Here is a 15,665-nt window from a genome sequence, read left to right as displayed (position 1 = left end):
TTGGGGGGCGTGCAGCGTGTGAGCGGAGCCGGTGGAGTCCGGTGCGGTACAGCGGCCCGCGAGGGGCGTGGGGAACTGCGCGACCAGCCACGGACCATCCGCGGCCTCCGAACAGCGCTTCGAGCGCGGCGCGTCCGGCTCCGCGCGACCGGGATCGTCCTCCTGGCCGCGCATCTCGTCTTCGTCGCCTGGTACACGCTGCGTCCCCTGGACGTCCCCTGGGTGATGCCCGCCAATCTGCACCCCTTCGCCGGTATCCGCGCCGACCTGAGGGCGGGCTGGCCCGAGGCGGCGCACCGGATCGGCCGTGAGCTGGCCCTGCTGGCCCCGCTGGGCGTCCTGCTGCCGCTCGCGCACGGCAGACTCCAGGTCTCGGCGCCGGTCTCCCTGATCCGTACGGTCGCCGCGAGCTGCCTGCTGTCCCTGAACATCGAGCTGCTCCAGACCGGCGTACCGGGCCGGGTGGTGGACGTCGACTCGATCCTGCTGAACACGCTCGGCGTGGCCCTGGCCCATCTGGCCGTCGTCCCGGCCGCCCGCGCGGCGCTGCGCCGCGGCTCGCGGCGGGGCGGCACGACGGCGGCCCCGCGTCAGGAGGAGCCGGCTCAGGGTAGGACCCCGACGATTCCCAGGGTCGGGATCGCCCCGTAGAGCGACGCTTCGTCCGGTTCGTCTCCGTAGCGTGGAGTCAGAGATGAGGGGCCACGCGGGCCCCTCCCGCCACGCTCACCGAGGAGCCGCAGATGTCCAGCCTCGCCCGCCCCACCCACGGCCGCATGATCGGCGGCGTGTGCGCCGCGCTGGCCCGCCGTTTCGGGACCTCCGCCACGACGATGCGGGTGATCTTCCTGCTGTCCTGTCTGCTGCCGGGACCGCAGTTCCTGCTCTACATAGCCCTGTGGATCCTGCTGCCGTCGGAGGAGGCGAAGGACGCCCGCGCCGCCTGGTGAGCAAGCGGGGGCGGGTCCGTGCCGTGCGGGAACGCCGTCGGGGCGCACCCGGAGTCACCAGGTGCGCCCCGACGGGGTCTCGGCGAGCGGTCAGCCCAGCGGGAGCCCGTTCACGGGCAGGCCGTGCGTGGGCAGGCCCTGCAGCGGCAGACCGCCGAGCAGACCGGCGACCGGCGCGGTGGGACCCTCGGCGAGGACCTTCTGCGCGGCCGGCTGCGCCGCGGCGACCCCGGCACCGAGGGCCGGCTTGGCCGCCTCCAGCGCCTGACCGGCACCCGGCACGACCTGGTCGACCTTCTCGGCGGGGAGCGCCTGGCTGACGGTGTCCAGCACCTGGCCCGCGGTCTCGGCCGGGGCGGCGTTCGCGGCACCGGCGCCCACAGCGGCGATAGCGGCACCGAGAGCGGCGACGCCGAGGGTCTTGGCAGCAGACTGCTTCATGATGAATGCGTCCTCGAATGGATCGGGGATGGGATACACGGAACTGAGCGGTTCTCGACCGTAAACACGTGCACCCACCCACCGCAAACATCGAAATGCGGACGGATTGTGAAAGCCCGTCCGCATTCCGCGCCCAGGAAACCCCGGCGACTACCTCTCGCCACCCACAGAACCGCTGGTGGACGAGGTCTGCTGGAACAGCCATTCGGATTTCAGCTCGGCATATCCGGGCTTGATGACGTCATTGATCATGGCGAGTCGTTCATCGAAAGGAATGAACGCTGATTTCATCGCATTGACGGAGAACCACTGCATGTCGTCGAGCGTGTAACCGAATGCATCGACAAGGTGCTCGAATTCGCGGCTCATGCTGGTGCCTGACATGAGCCGGTTGTCGGTGTTCACGGTCGCCCGGAAGTGCAGCCGGCGCAGCAGCCCGATCGGGTGTCCGGCGTACGAGTCCGCCGCGCCGGTCTGGAGATTGGAACTGGGGCACATCTCCAGCGGGATCCGCTTGTCGCGGACGTAGGAGGCGAGCCGGCCGAGCTTGACGCTGCCGTCGGCCCCGACCTCGATGTCGTCGATGATGCGCACCCCGTGCCCGAGCCGGTCGGCGCCGCACCACTGGAGGGCCTGCCAGATGGACGGCAGTCCGAACGCCTCGCCGGCGTGGATGGTGAAGTGGTTGTTCTCCCGCTTCAGATACTCGAAGGCGTCGAGGTGACGGGTGGGCGGATGGCCGGCCTCGGCGCCCGCGATGTCGAAGCCGACGACCCCCAGGTCGCGGTAACGGTTGGCGAGTTCGGCGATCTCCAGGGCGCGGGCGGCGTGCCGCATGGCGGTGAGCAGGGCGCCCACCCGGATGCGGTGGCCGGACTCGCGGGCGATGCGCTCGCCGTCCCGGAAGCCCTCGTTGACGGCCTCGACGACCTCTTCGAGGCTCAGTCCGCCCTCCAGGTGCTGCTCGGGGGCGTAGCGCACCTCGGCGTAGACGACGCCGTCCTCGGCGAGGTCCTCGGCGCACTCGCGGGCGACCCGGACCAGCGCGTCTCTGGTCTGCATCACGCCGACGGTGTGCGAGAAGGTCTCCAAGTACCGTTCCAGGGAACCGGAGTCGGCGGCCTCGCGGAACCAGATGCCGAGCTTGTCGGGGTCGGTCTCGGGAAGATGGGGGTAGCCCGTCTCACGGGCGAGGTCGACGATCGTGCCGGGACGCAGCCCGCCGTCGAGATGGTCGTGCAGCAGAACCTTGGGCGCCCGGCGGATCTGGTCCGAGCTGGGAGTGGCGCCCGTCGCGATGCTCTGGCTCGTCATTTCCGCACTGTAACTCCTACGCGCGTAGACGGCGCGGCGCCGCACGGCGTCGATACCCAACGGTGACCGCACGGACGGGTCGGGAACCCCGGCGCTTCTGACACTGTTCTGTCATGGCACACAATGCGACGGCGGTTCGAACGGCCCGCCTGGGAAGGGCGATCGGCCCCGAACCGACGGCGATCAGCGGGGCGGTGCTGCTGCTCCCCGGCGGCGACGAGGTCTCCGCGCGCAGACCGTCGCCCGTGTGGGCGTCCCCCGCCGTCCGCGCCCTCGGCCGCAGGCTCGCCCGCGCGGGCCGCGCGGAGGGGCTGGCCGTGCATGTCGTGCACTACCGCTACCGCGGCTGGAACGGCGGCGCGGCGCATCTCGCCGAGGACGCGGACTGGGCCGTCGAGGAGGTCGTACGGCGGTACGGCGATGTGCCGGTGTGTCTGGCCGGGTTCGACATGGGCGGGCGGGCGGCGTTGCGCTCCGCCGGGCACGAGGCCGTCAACTCCGTGCTGGTGCTGGCTCCGTGGCTGCCGGAGGAGGACGTGGCCGCGCCACCCGAACCGGTGAAGCAGTTGGTGGGGCGGCGGGTGCTGATCGTGCACGGGACGAACGACCAGCGCACCGATCCGGAGTTGTCGTTTCGCTTGGCGGCACGGGCGAAGAAGGTGAACCGGGACGTGTGCCGGTTCGAGGTGCACAGCGACGGGCACGGGTTGCATCAGCACCGGGGGGAAGTCCTGGCGCTGGCCGAGGACTTCGTGATGGGGGTGTTGTTCGGCAGGGGGTTCGCCCGGCCCGTGGTGGACGCGTTCGCCGCTCCGCCGCCGATCGGGTTGCGGATGCCGTTGGCCGCGGGGTTCGGGCGGGGGCTAGGCAGGTAGCAAGGAGCCCCGCTTCGACAGCAGGAACTTCTTGAAGGCCGCCACCGGGGGTGTGTCCGGTCTGCCCGCCAGCCAGGCCACGCCGATCTCGCGTACCGCCCGGGGCGCCGTCACCGTCAGCTCCACCACTCCCGGGCGGGGTACGGCGGGCGGTGGCAGCAGGGCCACCCCCAGACCCGCCGCCACCAGACCCCGCAGCGTCTCCGCCTCCTCGCCCTCGAAGGCCACCCTCGGCTTGAAGCCGGCCTCCCGGCACAGGTCGTCGGTGATGCGCCGTAGACCGTAACCGGGTTCCAGCGTCACGAAGGTCGCGTCGGCCGCCTCGGCCAGGCGGATGCGGCGGCGGGAGGCCAGGCGGTGGTCCGCCGGGACCACCAGGCGGAGCTTCTGTTCGTCGAGGCGGCGGGCGACCAGGTCGGGGGCGTCCGGGACCGGGGACGTCAGGCACAGGTCGAGTTCGCCGGCGCGCAGCCGCTCCAGCATGGCCTCGCCGTAGTTCTGGACGAGGCTGAAGCGGATGCCGGGATGGTCGGCGCGGAAGGCGTGCAGGAGGCCGGGGACGGTCTCCGCGCCCATGGTGTGCAGGAAGCCGAAGGCGACCTTGCCGGTGGCGGGGTCGGCGTCGGCGCGGACCTCGTCGGCGGCGCGGTCGATCTCGGCGAGGGCGCGTTCCACGGAGGCCAGGAACGTACGGCCCGCGGGGGTGAGGGACACCGTGCGGCCGTGCCGGGCGAACAGGTCGACGCCCAGGTCCTGTTCGAGGCGGACCATCGCCCGGGAGAGGGTGGACTGCGGGACGTTCATCTCCTGCGCGGCGCGGGTGACGTGCTCGTGGCGGGCCACGCCGGCGAAGTAGGCGAGGCGCGGCGCCAGCGACATGACCATGTCTTCTGTGTCACCGGACGGTGACAGTCGAGCCTGTGACCTCTGCTGATGCTCCATGGGAACGATTATCGCGATTCCGTGCATTGGACGCATGAGGCAGGCGGCCCTAGCGTCGGGGACATGAATCCCGCCAGTACCGGGGCGTCCACCGTCGTGGGCGCCGCTTCGTCCGTTCCCCTCCCCGACTCCCGTATGGCCCCTGGCGGTCCCGGCTACCGCCGGATGAGCTTCGCGCTGTTCCTCGCGGGCGTCGCCACCTTCGCGCTGCTGTACTCCACCCAGGCGCTGCTGCCGCTGATCTCCGGCGATCTCGGGGTCGCGGCCGGCGAGGCGAGCTGGACGGTGGCGGCGGCGACCGGTGGGCTCGCGCTGTTCGTGCTGCCGATGAGCGCCCTGTCCGAACGCTACGGCCGCCGCACGGTGATGACGGCGTCGTTGGCGGTCGCGGTGGGCGTCGGTCTGCTGGTCCCCTTCGCGCCGTCGCTGGGCGCGCTGGTGGTGCTGCGGGCGGTGCAGGGCGCGGCGCTGGCGGGACTTCCGGCGTCGGCGACGGCGTATCTCGCGGAGGAGGTCCGCCCGAAGGCGCTGGTCACGGCGATCGGTCTGTTCGTGGCGGGCAACAGCGTGGGCGGGATGAGCGGCCGGGTGATCACCGGCTGGGTCGCGCAGGAGTGGGGCTGGCGGGTGGCGGTGGGCGTGATCGGCGTCCTCGCGGTGGTCTGCGCGGTGGCCTTCCGGGTGCTGCTGCCGGCACCTCGGCACTTCACACCGGGCTCGCTGCGCCCCCGGGCCTTGCTCGACACGGTCCGCGAGCACCTCGCCGACCCGCTGCTGTGCCGGCTGTACGCGATCGGCGCGCTGTTCATGACCGTCTTCGGCGGCGTGTACACCGTCATCGGCTACCGCCTGACGGAGGAGCCCTTCGGTCTGCCGCAGGGCGTCGTCGGCTCGATCTTCCTGGTGTACCTGGTCGGTACGGTGTCGGCGTCGACGTCCGGCCGTCTGGTGGGCCGCCTCGGCCGCCGGGGCGCCCTGTACCTGGCCGGCGGTACGACGGCGGCGGGCCTGCTGCTGTCCCTCGCGGACGCGCTGCCGCTGGTCCTGCTGGGCCTGGTCCTGATCACCGCGGGCTTCTTCGCGGGCCACGCGGTGGCGTCCTCGGCGGTCAGCGGGACGGCCACGACCGGCCGCGCCCAGGCGTCGGCGCTCTACCAGTCGGCGTACTACATCGGTTCCAGCGCGGGCAGCACGATCGGTGCGATGGCCTTCCACTCGGGCGGCTGGGCCGGCACGGTCGGCGTCGGCGTCCTGGCGGTGCTGGGCGTCGTGACGATCACCGTGTTCGGCACGCGGGCCGCCCGCCGGCAGCCGGTCGCCGCGCACTGAGGCCGTGAATCACGTGCTCCGACCTGCGTGAATCACCTGCTCCGACCTGCTGTTTCCCCCACTCGGGGGGCCGTTGTCAGTGGGCTGCGGTAGCTTCCGAAGTGCTGAGAGGTACGGACGGAACGGCCCCAGGGGTGGGTGGACGACGATGACTGACGGCACGGCGACGGTCGAGGACCTCGACACGAGGCTGGAGCGGCACCGGGTGGAGCTGACGGGCTACTGCTACCGGATGCTCGGCTCCACCTTCGAGGCCGAGGACGCGGTGCAGGACACCCTGGTGCGCGCCTGGCGGAGCTACGACAAGTTCGAGGGCCGCAGCAGCCTGCGCTCGTGGTTGTACCGCATCGCGACGAACGTGTGCCTGGACATGCTGAACGCGGGCAACAAGCGGGCCAGGCCGATGGACCTGACGGAGTCGACGCCGCTCGCCCAGGCGGCCCTCGCGCCCCGCCCGGACCACACCTGGCTGGAGCCGGTGCCGGACACGCGCGTGCTCCCGACCGTGGGGGACCCGGCGGAGGCGGCCGTGGCGAAGGAGTCGATCCGGCTGGCCTTCATGGCGGCCCTTCAGCAACTGCCGCCGAAGCAGCGGGCGGTGCTGATCCTGCGCGAGGTCCTCGCGTGGCGGGCCAGTGAGGTGGCCGAACTGCTGGACACCTCGGTCGCGTCGGTCAACAGCGCGCTGCAGCGGGCGCGGGCGACGCTCGCGGAGCGCTCGGACAAGGCGGCGGACGCGGCGGTCTCCGACCCCCTGGACGCGGAACAGCAGAAGCTGCTGGAGCGCTATGTCGCGGCCTTCGAGGGCTATGACATGACGGCCCTGACCGCGCTGCTGCACGAGGACGCGGTCATGACGATGCCGCCGTTCGACCTGTGGCTGACCGGCCACGACGACATCACCGGCTTCATGACCACGCACGGCGCGGCCTGCGAGGGCTCGCGGCTGCTGCCGGTGCAGGTCAACGGCCTGCCGGGGTTCGCCCAGTACAAGCCCGACCCGGAGAAGGGCGGCTACTCCCCCTGGTCGATCCAGATCCTGGAGATATCAGAGGGCCGCCTCACCGGTTTCCACTTCTTCCTCGACACCCAGCGGTGGTTCCCGCTCTTCGGGGTCCCCCTCCACCTGGACGGGGAGGCCGACGAGATCGAGCAGGGCGCGTAGTCCGGGGTCGGGGGCGCGCAGGCGTATGTGTCCCCCGGCCCGGCGGGCCGCCAGCTGGAGCCGGGCCACCAGGTCGACGGTCGTCAGCCCGGGCGGCCCGGCCCCGCCGACGTCCACGACGACCACCCCGGCGCGGCTCGCCGTCAGCAGCGCGCGCAGCTCGTCGCAGAGTCCCGCCACCTCGGTCCGGGTGGCGGGGCCGGTCAGTGTGAGCACGGGCGGTGTCATGGGGTCCACGTGCTGTAGACCGACGGCGCGCGGTGAACTCATCGGGGACCGGCCGCTGCGGCGCGGATCACCTTGACCCGTTTCCGGCCCGCCCCTGAGGGTGGGCGGTGTGCAGGGGGTGCTGAGCGGGTTCGCGGTGATCGCGGTCGTCATCGGGGTGGGGTATGTGCTCGGGCGACTCGGTTCGCTCGGCGAGCGGGGCGGTGAGGTGCTGACCGCGCTGGCGTTCACCGTGGCGGGACCGGCGCTGCTCTTCACGACGCTGGCGCGGGCCGACCTGGGGGTGCTGTTCTCCGGCCGCCTGCTCGTGACGGCGCTGAGCACCTTCGCCGCCGCCGGGGCCTTCATCGCGGTCGGTGCGCTACGGGGCTGGGGTGTGGGCCGCACGACGATCGGCGCCCTGTGCTCGGGCTACGTCAACTCGGGGAACCTGGGCATCCCCATCGCCGCGTACGTTCTCGGCGACGCGTCCCTGGTGGCGCCGGTGCTGCTCTTCCAGGTCGTGCTGGTCACGCCGGTCGCGCTGACGGTGCTGGACCTGTCCGGCAAGGGCGAGAAGGGCACGGTGGGGCGGCGGCTGCTGACCCCGCTGCGCAATCCGATCGCGGTGGGCTCGCTGTCGGGCGTGGCGGTGTCCGCGGCGGGCCTGCGCGTACCGGGCCCGGTGATGGATCCGCTGACCCTCATCGGCAACATGTCGGTCCCGGCGGCCCTGCTGGTCTTCGGCATGTCCCTGCACGGCAGCGCGGCCCCCGCACGGGGACGGGACCGCCGTCCGGTCCTGCTGGCGGTGACGCTGAAGTCGCTGGGCCAGCCCCTGGCGGCGTACGCGCTGGCGACGACCCTCTTCGGTCTGCGCGGCGCGCCCCTGCTGGACGTCGTGGTCACCTCGGCCCTCCCGGCCGCCCAGAACCTCTTCACCTACGCCAGCCGCTACCGCGTGGCGGAGTCCCTGGCGAGGGAGTCGATCCTGCTGTCGACGGTGGTGTCGGTACCGGTGCTGGCGGGGGTGGCGACGGTGCTGGGGTGAGGCCGCCCCGGTAGCCGAACGGGACCGGTGGCGATCCACCGGTCCCGTTCACCCGCAAGAACCCTCAGCGGCCTCCGGCCGCGGGGCGGGTCAGGCGATGCGCTCCAGCACCACCGGCGACGCGGTGAACTCCGTGCCCGGGGCCGCGATGTCGTAGGAGCCCTCGACCGCCTGGAGGGCGTAGTCGAAGCGCTCCGGGGTGTCGGTGTGGAGGGTCAGCAGGGGCTGGCCCTCGGTGACCGTGTCGCCGGGCTTGGCGTGCATCTCCACGCCCGCGCCCGCCTGCACCGGGTCCTCCTTGCGGGCCCGGCCCGCGCCGAGGCGCCAGGCGGCGATGCCGATGTCGTAGGCGTCGAGGCGGGTCAGGACGCCGGAGGCGGTCGCCTTCACCACGTGCTGCTCCTTGGCCACCGGCAGGGCCGCGTCCGGGTCGCCGCCCTGCGCCGCGATCATGCGGCGCCAGACGTCCATCGCCGAGCCGTCGGCCAGCGCCTTCGCCGGGTCGGCGTCCCGCACGCCCGCGGCGTCCAGCATTTCGCGGGCCAGCGCGATCGTCAGCTCGACCACGTCCGCCGGGCCGCCGCCCGCGAGGACCTCCACGGACTCGCGGACTTCGAGGGCGTTGCCGGCCGTGAGGCCCAGCGGGGTGGACATGTCCGTCAGGAGGGCGACGGTCTTCACGCCGTGGTCCGTGCCCAGGCCGACCATCGTCGTCGCCAGTTCGCGGGCGTCCTCCAGCGTCTTCATGAAGGCGCCCGTGCCGACCTTCACGTCCAGGACCAGGGAGCCGGTGCCCTCGGCGATCTTCTTCGACATGATCGAGGAGGCGATCAGCGGGATCGCCTCGACCGTGCCGGTCACATCGCGCAGGGCGTACAGCTTCTTGTCGGCGGGGGCCAGGCCGTCGCCCGCCGCGCAGATCACCGCGCCGGTGGTGTCGAGGACGTGCAGCATCTCCTCGTTGGAGAGCAGGGCGCGCCAGCCGGGGATGGACTCCAGCTTGTCCAGGGTGCCGCCGGTGTGGCCGAGGCCGCGGCCCGACAGCTGCGGGACGGCGGCACCGCAGGCCGCGACCAGCGGGGCCAGCGGGAGGGTGATCTTGTCGCCGACGCCGCCGGTGGAGTGCTTGTCGGCCGTGGGGCGGGAGAGGGAGGAGAAGTCCATCCGCTCGCCGCTGGCGATCATCGCGGCCGTCCAGCGGGCGATCTCACGGCGGTTCATGCCGTTGAGCAGGATCGCCATCGCGAGCGACGACATCTGCTCGTCGGCGACCTCGCCGCGCGTGTACGCGTCGATGACCCAGTCGATCTGCTGGTCGCTGAGTTCCCCGCGGTCCCGCTTGGTGCGGATGACGGAGACGGCGTCCGCCAAAAAGCCAGTCATGGCGTTCCTTCCGAAAGTTCCGGGAAGTGCGCGGCCCCTCCGATCACTTCGGAGGGGCCGCACGGGAGTTACTTGGTGAGATGGTCCGGGCCGAAGGCCTGGGGGAGCATCTCCGACAGCGGCAGGATGCCCGCCGGTGTCTCCAGCAGGAGCTCGGGGCCGCCGAACTCGTACAGCAGCTGGCGGCAGCGGCCGCACGGGACGAGGATCTCGCCCTTGCCGTCGACGCACGTGAAGTGCGTCAGTCGGCCGCCGCCGGTGCGCTGGAGTTCCGAGACCAGCCCGCACTCGGCGCACAGGCCGAGCCCGTAGGAGGCGTTCTCGACGTTGCAGCCGGAGATCGTGCGGCCGTCGTCGACCAGGGCCGCGACCCCGACGGGGTAGCCGGAGTAGGGGGCGTAGGCGTGGGTCATGGCCTCGCGGGCCACCGCGCGCAGCGTCTCCCAGTCGCAGCCGTCCGTCGACGGGGTCACTTGCCCTGTCCCTTCCGGTAGGGCAGACCGTCGGCCTTCGGCATGCGCAGCCGCTGCGCGGACAGCGACAGCACCAGCAGGGTGACGACGTACGGGGCGGCCTTCACGACCTGGCTCGGGACCTCGTCGGTGCCGGTGTACCAGAGGAACATCAGCGCGGAGATGACGATCGTGATGGCACTGCTGATGTACTTCTTCTGCCACAGCAGGTACACCGCGCCCACCACCAGCAGCATCGCCAGCAGCAGGATCAGCGCGTGCACGTTGGTGGTGCCGCCGCGCAGGTTGAGGCTGTCGGTGTAGCCGAACAGACCGGCGCCGAGGGCGAGGCCGCCCGGCATCCAGTTGCCGAAGATCATCGCGGCGAGACCGATGTAACCACGGCCGGCGGTCTGGCCGTCGAGGTAGATGTTCGACGCGACGATCGACAGGAAGGCGCCACCGAGGCCGGCGAAGCCGCCCGAGATGATCACGGCGATGTACTTGTACTTGTAGACGTTCACGCCGAGGGACTCGGCCGCCACCGGGTTCTCACCGCAGGACCGCAGCCGCAGGCCGAAGGGGGTCCGCCACAGCACCCACCAGGTGGCCGGGACGAGGGCGACGGCGATGACGGTCAGCGGCGACAGGTTGGTGACCAGGCCGCCGAGCAGGCCGGCGATGTCCGAGATCAGGAACCAGTGCTTGTCGTTCAGCGTCTGCAGCCAGTCGGACAGTCCGGGGATGTCGAAGGTGCCCAGCGAGTCGATCGGCGGGGACTGCTTGGCGGAGCCCTGCGGGGCGTCCTCGAAGGTGAACTTCGACAGGTAGCGGGTGGTGCCGAGGGCGAGGATGTTCAGCGCCACACCGGAGACGATGTGGTTGACGTTGAACGTGACGGTGGCGATGGCGTGCAGGACGGCGCCCAGCGCGCCGCCGATGATGCCGAAGACGACACCGGTCCACGGACCCCACTGGTAGCCGGCCCAGGCGCCGAACCAGGTGCCGAGGATCATCATGCCCTCAAGGCCGATGTTGACGACGCCCGCGCGCTCGGCCCACAGGCCGCCGAGACCGGCGAGGCCGATCGGCACGGCGAGGCGGAGGGCCGTGGAGGTCTGGCCGACGGAGGTGATGCCGTCGGCGCCGGAGATCAGCCGGGTGATCGAGACGAGGACCAGTACACCCGAGATGACCAGCAGGAGTACCGGGAGGGACATACGGCGGCTGCCCTTGCCGGGCTGCTTCGCCTGCGTCTTCGCGACGGTCGCGGTGCTCATCAGGCAGCCACCTCCTTGTGGGCGTTGTTGTTGGCGGCCTCGGCGGCGAGCTGCTCACCGACCCGCTTCTGCTGGCGGCGCAGACCCCACTGCCGTACGAACTCGTAGGAGATGACGACGGTGAAGACGATCACGCCCTGCATGATCGTGGCGATCTCCTTCTCGTACGCCGTCGGGGTGGCGTAGTCGAGAGCGGGGGACGCCTTGTCGAGGAAGGCCCACAGGAGGGCGGCGAGCGCGATGCCGCCGGGGTTGTTGCGGCCGAGGAGGGCGATGCCGATGGCGGTGAAGCCGACACCGGCCGGGAAGCTCAGGCTGTAGGTGTGGGCGTCGCCGAGCAGCAGCGGCAGACCGGCGAGGCCGGACAGGCCGCCGGAGATCAGCATCGCGGTGAGCACCATCCTCTTGGCGTCGACGCCGGAGGCCGCGGCGGCGGTCTCGGACTCGCCGGTGGCGCGCAGGTCGAAGCCGAAGCGGGTCCGGTTGAGGATGACCCAGTAGCCGATGCCGATGGCGATGGCGAGGAAGACCAGGCCGTAGATCTCGCCGACGTCCTCGCCGAGGTCGATGCCGGGCACCCAGCCGGACTTGTGCATGATGCCGGTCGTGACGTTGTCGCCGACCAGGACACCGAACTGGTCGGTGAGGGTGAGGTAGCTGATGACGCTGGTCGCGATCGCGTTCAGCATGATCGTCGCGACGACCTCGCTGACGCCGCGGGTGACCTTCAGGACGCCCGCGATGCCGGCCCACATGGCGCCGGTCAGCGCGCCGACCAGCAGCAGCAGCGGGACCTGGAGGAAGGACGGCAGGGCGACGTTCGCGCCGACGATCGCCGTCATCAGGGCACCGAGGCGGTACTGGCCGTCGACGCCGATGTTGAACAGGTTCATGCGGAAGCCGATGGCCACCGCGATGGCCGCGATGTAGTACAGCGTGGCCTGGTTGACGATCAGGACCTGGACGTCGGAGTAGCCGATCTGCTCCAGCATCAGCCGGTACGGCTCGATCGGGCTGCGGCCCGAGGCCAGCAGCACGATGGACGTCAGCAGGATCGCCGACACGAGCGCGAGGACCGGGCCCGCGAGGGCGAGGAGCACCCGCTCCTTGTCGAACTTCTTCATCAGGCCTCGTCCTCCGGGGCGGCTTCGTCCGCGCTGACTTCTTCGTGCTCCAGGTGCCCGGTCGCGGCGCCGGTCATGGCCGAGCCGAGCTCCTCCGGGGTGATGGTGGCGGGGTCGGCGTCGGCGACCAGCCTGCCGTCGTAGATGACCCGCAGGGTGTCCGACAGGCCGATCAGCTCGTCCAGGTCGGCGGAGATCAGCAGCACGGCCAGACCCTCCCGGCGGGCCGTGCGGATGTGGTCCCAGATGGCGGCCTGGGCGCCGACGTCCACACCGCGGGTGGGGTGGGCGGCGATCAGGAACTTGGGGCTGTGGCTCATCTCGCGGCCGACGATCAGCTTCTGCTGGTTGCCGCCGGACAGGGAGGAGGCGGTGACGTCGATGCCCGGGGTGCGGACGTCGTACTCCTCGATGATGCGCCGGGTGTCGGCCTGGGCGCCCTTCGGGTCGAGCCAGAAGCCGCGCTTGCCACGGGAGTTGGGCTTCTCGCCGACGTGGCCGAGGATGCGGTTCTCCCACAGCGGCGCCTCCAGGAGCAGGCCCTGGCGGTGGCGGTCCTCGGGGATGTACGCGATGCCGGACTCGCGGCGCTTGCGGGTGGCCCAGCCGGTGATGTCCTCGCCGAGGTAGGCGATGGTGCCGGAGTCGGCGTTCTTGGTGCCGATCAGGGCGTCGATGAGCTCGGTCTGGCCGTTGCCCTCGACACCGGCGATGCCCATGACCTCGCCGGCGTGGATGGTGAAGGTGACGCCGTCGAGGGCCTTCTTGATCTCGCCGCCGGCCTCGGCGAGCGAGCCGGTGACGCCTTCGACGGCGGGCTCGGCCTCGACGCCGAGGGAGGCGCCGCCGCTGGCGTAGACGGTGAGGTCGCGGACCTCGATGACGGGCTTGTCGGTGACCGTGGACTCGGCGGTCTCCGGGGTGGGCAGCTCGCTGCCGACCATCATCTCGGCGAGCTGGCGGGCGGTGGTCTGCGAGGGGATCGCGGTGCCGACCGTGGTGCCGCGGCGGATGACGGTGATGTCGTCGGCGACGGACAGCACCTCGCCCAGCTTGTGGGAGATGAAGATGACGGACAGGCCCTCGGACTTCAGCTCGCGCAGGTTGTCGAACAGGGCGTCGACCTCCTGCGGGACGAGCACGGCGGTCGGCTCGTCGAGGATGAGGGTCTTGGCGCCGCGGAAGAGGACCTTGAGGATCTCCACGCGCTGCCGGTCGGCGACACCGAGGTCCTCGACCAGGGCGTCGGGGCGCACCCCGAGGCCGTAGCGGTCGGAGATCTCCTTGATCTTCTTACGGGCGCCGCCGCCGATGCCGTACAGCTTCTCGCTGCCGAGGACGACGTTCTCCAGGACGGTCAGGTTGTCGGCCAGCATGAAGTGCTGGTGGACCATGCCGATGCCGCGGGCGATGGCGTCGCCGGGGCTGGAGAAGCTGACCTGCTCGCCGTCGATCGCGATGGTGCCCTCGTCCGGCTTCTGCATGCCGTAGAGGATCTTCATCAGGGTCGACTTGCCGGCGCCGTTCTCGCCGACGAGGGCGTGCACGGTGCCCTTGCGGACCGTCAGATGGATGTCGTGGTTGGCGACGACACCCGGGAATCGCTTGGTGATGCCCGCGAGCTCCACCGCGAGGGTCGACGGAGCGGTGAGCGGAGGGCTGCTGGACGCGTCGATGGCGCACTCTCCTCAGGGAAAGGGGCCGCTCTACGCGCGTAGCGCCCCTGCTTTAAATAGTGCCCGGACCTGACCGACGTCGAGTCGCAGTCGGACTCATTCTCGATCCGTTCCGAGCATTCTGCCGCGCGAACGGGGTGCACGGAGGTGATCCTCCAGGCACCCCGTTCCGATGTCGTAACGCTGCCATCACAGCGTACTTTCGGCCATGGGCCGAGCGGCCCGGGGCGGCCGTGGGACCGGCCCCGGAGGCGGTTGCGGGCCCGTTCGGGAACCGGCCCGCGACCACCGGGGGATCAAGAGGTCTTGACCGTGATGGTGCCGTTCTTGATGGCCTCCTCGGCCTTCGCGACGGCGTCCGTGATCTCCTTGTTGGAGGAGTACGCGGGGTTGGAGGTCGCGAGGCTCACGCCACCGTTCTTCAGGTCGCCGCGGACGACGCCGGACAGCGGCTTGCCGTCCTTGACCGACTTGGCCAGGTCGTAGACCGCGCCCTCGACGTTCTTCATGGCGGAGGTCAGGATCGAGGCCTTGTAGGCGGCCAGCGCGTCCTGCTTGTACTGGTCGGAGTCGACGCCGATCGCCCACACCTTGTTGGCGTTGGCGGCCTTGATGACGCCCTGGCCGGACAGACCGGCGGCGGCGTAGACGACGTCCGCCTTGGCGTCGATCATGCCCTCGGCCGCGCTCTCACCCTTGTCCGGGCTGGAGAAGCCACCCTCGGCCGCGGTCTGGGTCAGGTACTGCGACTTGACCGTGACGCCCTTCTTGGTGTCCTGGACGCCCTGCTTGAAGCCCGCCTCGAACTTGTGGATCAGGGGGACGTCCACACCGCCGATGAAGCCGACGACGTTGGTCTTGGTGGCCTTGGCGGCGACGACGCCGGCCAGGTAGGACGCCTGCTCCTCGGAGAAGACCATGTCCGCGACGTTGGCGGCCTTGGTCTGCTCGTCGTCGATGATGCCGAAGGTGGTCTTCGGGAACTTGGCCGCGGCCTCCTTGACGGCGGGCGCGTAGGCGAAGCCGACACCGATGACCGGGTTGTAGCCCTGCTTGGCGAGGGTCTCCAGGCGCTGGACCTTGTCCGCGTCGGACTCTCCGTCCTGGGGCTCGACCGCGGTGGACTTGTAACCGAACTCCTTGTCGGCCTTCTCCATGCCCGCGGTGGCGGCATCGTTGAAGGACTGGTCGCCCTTGCCACCGACGTCGTACGCGAGCGCGAGGCCCAGGTTCTTGTCCCCGCTGGAGGAGGACGACGAGGACGAGCTTCCACAGGCGGAAACAGTGACGGCAAGGGCTGCGGTCGCAACACCCGCGACCGCGATACGGGACACCCGGCGCATGGAACGAGACTCCTTTGTGCAAGCGCCCAACCAGGCGCTGGTTCCGCCGCAGCGTAACGCGCGTAGACCGGTAGGAAAAACCCATCTGTCCGGTCCGTTATCGAGCTGTGGCCGCAGTTGCTTGTCCGACTGT

General features: G+C 70.9%; 16 protein-coding genes. 6 read left to right on the top strand and 10 right to left on the bottom strand.

What is annotated here, in order from left to right; translation table 11 throughout:
* Positions 1-96 precede the first annotated feature (96 nt).
* Both ACZ5NW_RS24400 and ACZ5NW_RS24395 read left to right on the top strand, forming a co-directional pair.
* Entirely contained in the window at positions 97-651 is a 555-nt protein-coding gene (locus ACZ5NW_RS24400; protein WP_468746178.1) for a VanZ family protein, read from the top strand.
* 92 nt (positions 652-743) lie between these two features.
* Positions 744-950, top strand: a complete 207-nt coding sequence (locus tag ACZ5NW_RS24395; RefSeq protein WP_468745995.1) for a PspC domain-containing protein — start codon at positions 744-746, stop codon at positions 948-950.
* Positions 951-1,040: 90 nt separating this feature from the next.
* Here the strand turns inward: ACZ5NW_RS24395 and ACZ5NW_RS24390 are convergent, their stop codons facing one another.
* Both ACZ5NW_RS24390 and ACZ5NW_RS24385 read right to left on the bottom strand, forming a co-directional pair.
* The gene (locus ACZ5NW_RS24390; RefSeq protein WP_468745994.1) at positions 1,041-1,391 is read right to left on the bottom strand and encodes an ATP-binding protein; all 351 of its coding nucleotides are present in this window, start codon (positions 1,389-1,391) and stop codon (positions 1,041-1,043) included.
* A gap of 150 nt (positions 1,392-1,541) precedes the next feature.
* On the bottom strand, positions 1,542-2,705 hold the full coding sequence (locus tag ACZ5NW_RS24385) for an adenosine deaminase (protein ID WP_468745993.1): 1,164 nt from the start codon (positions 2,703-2,705) through the stop codon (positions 1,542-1,544).
* 113 nt (positions 2,706-2,818) lie between these two features.
* Between ACZ5NW_RS24385 and ACZ5NW_RS24380 the strand changes: the two genes are divergently transcribed.
* Positions 2,819-3,580, top strand: coding sequence for an alpha/beta hydrolase (locus ACZ5NW_RS24380; protein ID WP_468745992.1), 762 nt, complete (start codon positions 2,819-2,821; stop codon positions 3,578-3,580).
* On the opposite strand, the gene ACZ5NW_RS24375 is transcribed toward ACZ5NW_RS24380, so the two are convergent.
* Entirely contained in the window at positions 3,569-4,522 is a 954-nt protein-coding gene (locus ACZ5NW_RS24375) for a LysR family transcriptional regulator (protein ID WP_468745991.1), read from the bottom strand. The two genes, ACZ5NW_RS24380 and ACZ5NW_RS24375, sit on opposite strands and share 12 nt — an antisense overlap.
* 63 nt (positions 4,523-4,585) lie before the next feature.
* Between ACZ5NW_RS24375 and ACZ5NW_RS24370 the strand changes: the two genes are divergently transcribed.
* A complete protein-coding gene (locus ACZ5NW_RS24370) occupies positions 4,586-5,851 on the top strand; it encodes an MFS transporter (RefSeq protein WP_468745990.1) in 1,266 nt (421 codons plus the stop codon).
* 148 nt (positions 5,852-5,999) lie between these two features.
* The gene (locus ACZ5NW_RS24365; RefSeq protein ID WP_468745989.1) at positions 6,000-7,016 is read left to right on the top strand and encodes a sigma-70 family RNA polymerase sigma factor; all 1,017 of its coding nucleotides are present in this window, start codon (positions 6,000-6,002) and stop codon (positions 7,014-7,016) included.
* On the opposite strand, the gene ACZ5NW_RS24360 is transcribed toward ACZ5NW_RS24365, so the two are convergent.
* Complete coding sequence (locus ACZ5NW_RS24360) at positions 6,900-7,286, bottom strand: STAS domain-containing protein (RefSeq protein WP_468745988.1); 387 nt, start codon at positions 7,284-7,286, stop codon at positions 6,900-6,902. The two genes, ACZ5NW_RS24365 and ACZ5NW_RS24360, sit on opposite strands and share 117 nt — an antisense overlap.
* A 67-nt stretch (positions 7,287-7,353) precedes the next feature.
* Between ACZ5NW_RS24360 and ACZ5NW_RS24355 the strand changes: the two genes are divergently transcribed.
* Positions 7,354-8,274: an AEC family transporter gene (locus tag ACZ5NW_RS24355; protein ID WP_468745987.1), complete on the top strand. Its 921-nt coding sequence runs from the start codon at positions 7,354-7,356 to the stop codon at positions 8,272-8,274.
* A gap of 90 nt (positions 8,275-8,364) precedes the next feature.
* Here the strand turns inward: ACZ5NW_RS24355 and ACZ5NW_RS24350 are convergent, their stop codons facing one another.
* The 6 genes from ACZ5NW_RS24350 to ACZ5NW_RS24325 all read right to left on the bottom strand — a co-directional run bounded on the left by ACZ5NW_RS24350 (position 8,365) and on the right by ACZ5NW_RS24325 (position 15,532).
* Positions 8,365-9,657: a thymidine phosphorylase gene (locus ACZ5NW_RS24350; RefSeq protein ID WP_468745986.1), complete on the bottom strand. Its 1,293-nt coding sequence runs from the start codon at positions 9,655-9,657 to the stop codon at positions 8,365-8,367.
* Between the two features lie 68 nt (positions 9,658-9,725).
* Positions 9,726-10,130: a cytidine deaminase gene (locus ACZ5NW_RS24345; protein WP_468745985.1), complete on the bottom strand. Its 405-nt coding sequence runs from the start codon at positions 10,128-10,130 to the stop codon at positions 9,726-9,728.
* Positions 10,127-11,389: an ABC transporter permease gene (locus ACZ5NW_RS24340; protein WP_468745984.1), complete on the bottom strand. Its 1,263-nt coding sequence runs from the start codon at positions 11,387-11,389 to the stop codon at positions 10,127-10,129. The genes ACZ5NW_RS24345 and ACZ5NW_RS24340 overlap by 4 nt, the downstream gene beginning before the upstream one ends.
* On the bottom strand, positions 11,389-12,513 hold the full coding sequence (locus ACZ5NW_RS24335) for an ABC transporter permease (RefSeq protein ID WP_468745983.1): 1,125 nt from the start codon (positions 12,511-12,513) through the stop codon (positions 11,389-11,391). Before ACZ5NW_RS24335 ends, ACZ5NW_RS24340 begins: the two co-directional genes overlap by 1 nt.
* The gene (locus ACZ5NW_RS24330) at positions 12,513-14,141 is read right to left on the bottom strand and encodes an ABC transporter ATP-binding protein (protein WP_468745982.1); all 1,629 of its coding nucleotides are present in this window, start codon (positions 14,139-14,141) and stop codon (positions 12,513-12,515) included. Before ACZ5NW_RS24330 ends, ACZ5NW_RS24335 begins: the two co-directional genes overlap by 1 nt.
* A gap of 344 nt (positions 14,142-14,485) precedes the next feature.
* The gene (locus ACZ5NW_RS24325) at positions 14,486-15,532 is read right to left on the bottom strand and encodes a BMP family lipoprotein (protein ID WP_468745981.1); all 1,047 of its coding nucleotides are present in this window, start codon (positions 15,530-15,532) and stop codon (positions 14,486-14,488) included.
* Positions 15,533-15,665 lie beyond the last annotated feature (133 nt).

Source organism: Streptomyces sp. NPDC032126, assembly GCF_055580085.1.
Note: the sequence above shows the minus strand (reverse complement) of the source record. Positions and strands in the feature narration are given on the sequence as shown.

What these genes read in the sequence shown, in the direction of transcription:
- ACZ5NW_RS24395 (WP_468745995.1), top strand. Translation starts at nt 744, where the DNA reads ATGTCCAGCCTCGCCCGCCCCACCCACGGCCGCATGATCGGCGGCGTG.
- ACZ5NW_RS24390 (WP_468745994.1), bottom strand. Translation starts at nt 1,391, where the DNA reads ATGAAGCAGTCTGCTGCCAAGACCCTCGGCGTCGCCGCTCTCGGTGCC.
- ACZ5NW_RS24385 (WP_468745993.1), bottom strand. Translation starts at nt 2,705, where the DNA reads ATGACGAGCCAGAGCATCGCGACGGGCGCCACTCCCAGCTCGGACCAG.
- ACZ5NW_RS24380 (WP_468745992.1), top strand. Translation starts at nt 2,819, where the DNA reads ATGGCACACAATGCGACGGCGGTTCGAACGGCCCGCCTGGGAAGGGCG.
- ACZ5NW_RS24375 (WP_468745991.1), bottom strand. Translation starts at nt 4,522, where the DNA reads ATGGAGCATCAGCAGAGGTCACAGGCTCGACTGTCACCGTCCGGTGAC.
- ACZ5NW_RS24370 (WP_468745990.1), top strand. Translation starts at nt 4,586, where the DNA reads ATGAATCCCGCCAGTACCGGGGCGTCCACCGTCGTGGGCGCCGCTTCG.
- ACZ5NW_RS24365 (WP_468745989.1), top strand. Translation starts at nt 6,000, where the DNA reads ATGACTGACGGCACGGCGACGGTCGAGGACCTCGACACGAGGCTGGAG.
- ACZ5NW_RS24360 (WP_468745988.1), bottom strand. Translation starts at nt 7,286, where the DNA reads ATGAGTTCACCGCGCGCCGTCGGTCTACAGCACGTGGACCCCATGACA.
- ACZ5NW_RS24350 (WP_468745986.1), bottom strand. Translation starts at nt 9,657, where the DNA reads ATGACTGGCTTTTTGGCGGACGCCGTCTCCGTCATCCGCACCAAGCGG.
- ACZ5NW_RS24340 (WP_468745984.1), bottom strand. Translation starts at nt 11,389, where the DNA reads ATGAGCACCGCGACCGTCGCGAAGACGCAGGCGAAGCAGCCCGGCAAG.
- ACZ5NW_RS24335 (WP_468745983.1), bottom strand. Translation starts at nt 12,513, where the DNA reads ATGAAGAAGTTCGACAAGGAGCGGGTGCTCCTCGCCCTCGCGGGCCCG.
- ACZ5NW_RS24325 (WP_468745981.1), bottom strand. Translation starts at nt 15,532, where the DNA reads ATGCGCCGGGTGTCCCGTATCGCGGTCGCGGGTGTTGCGACCGCAGCC.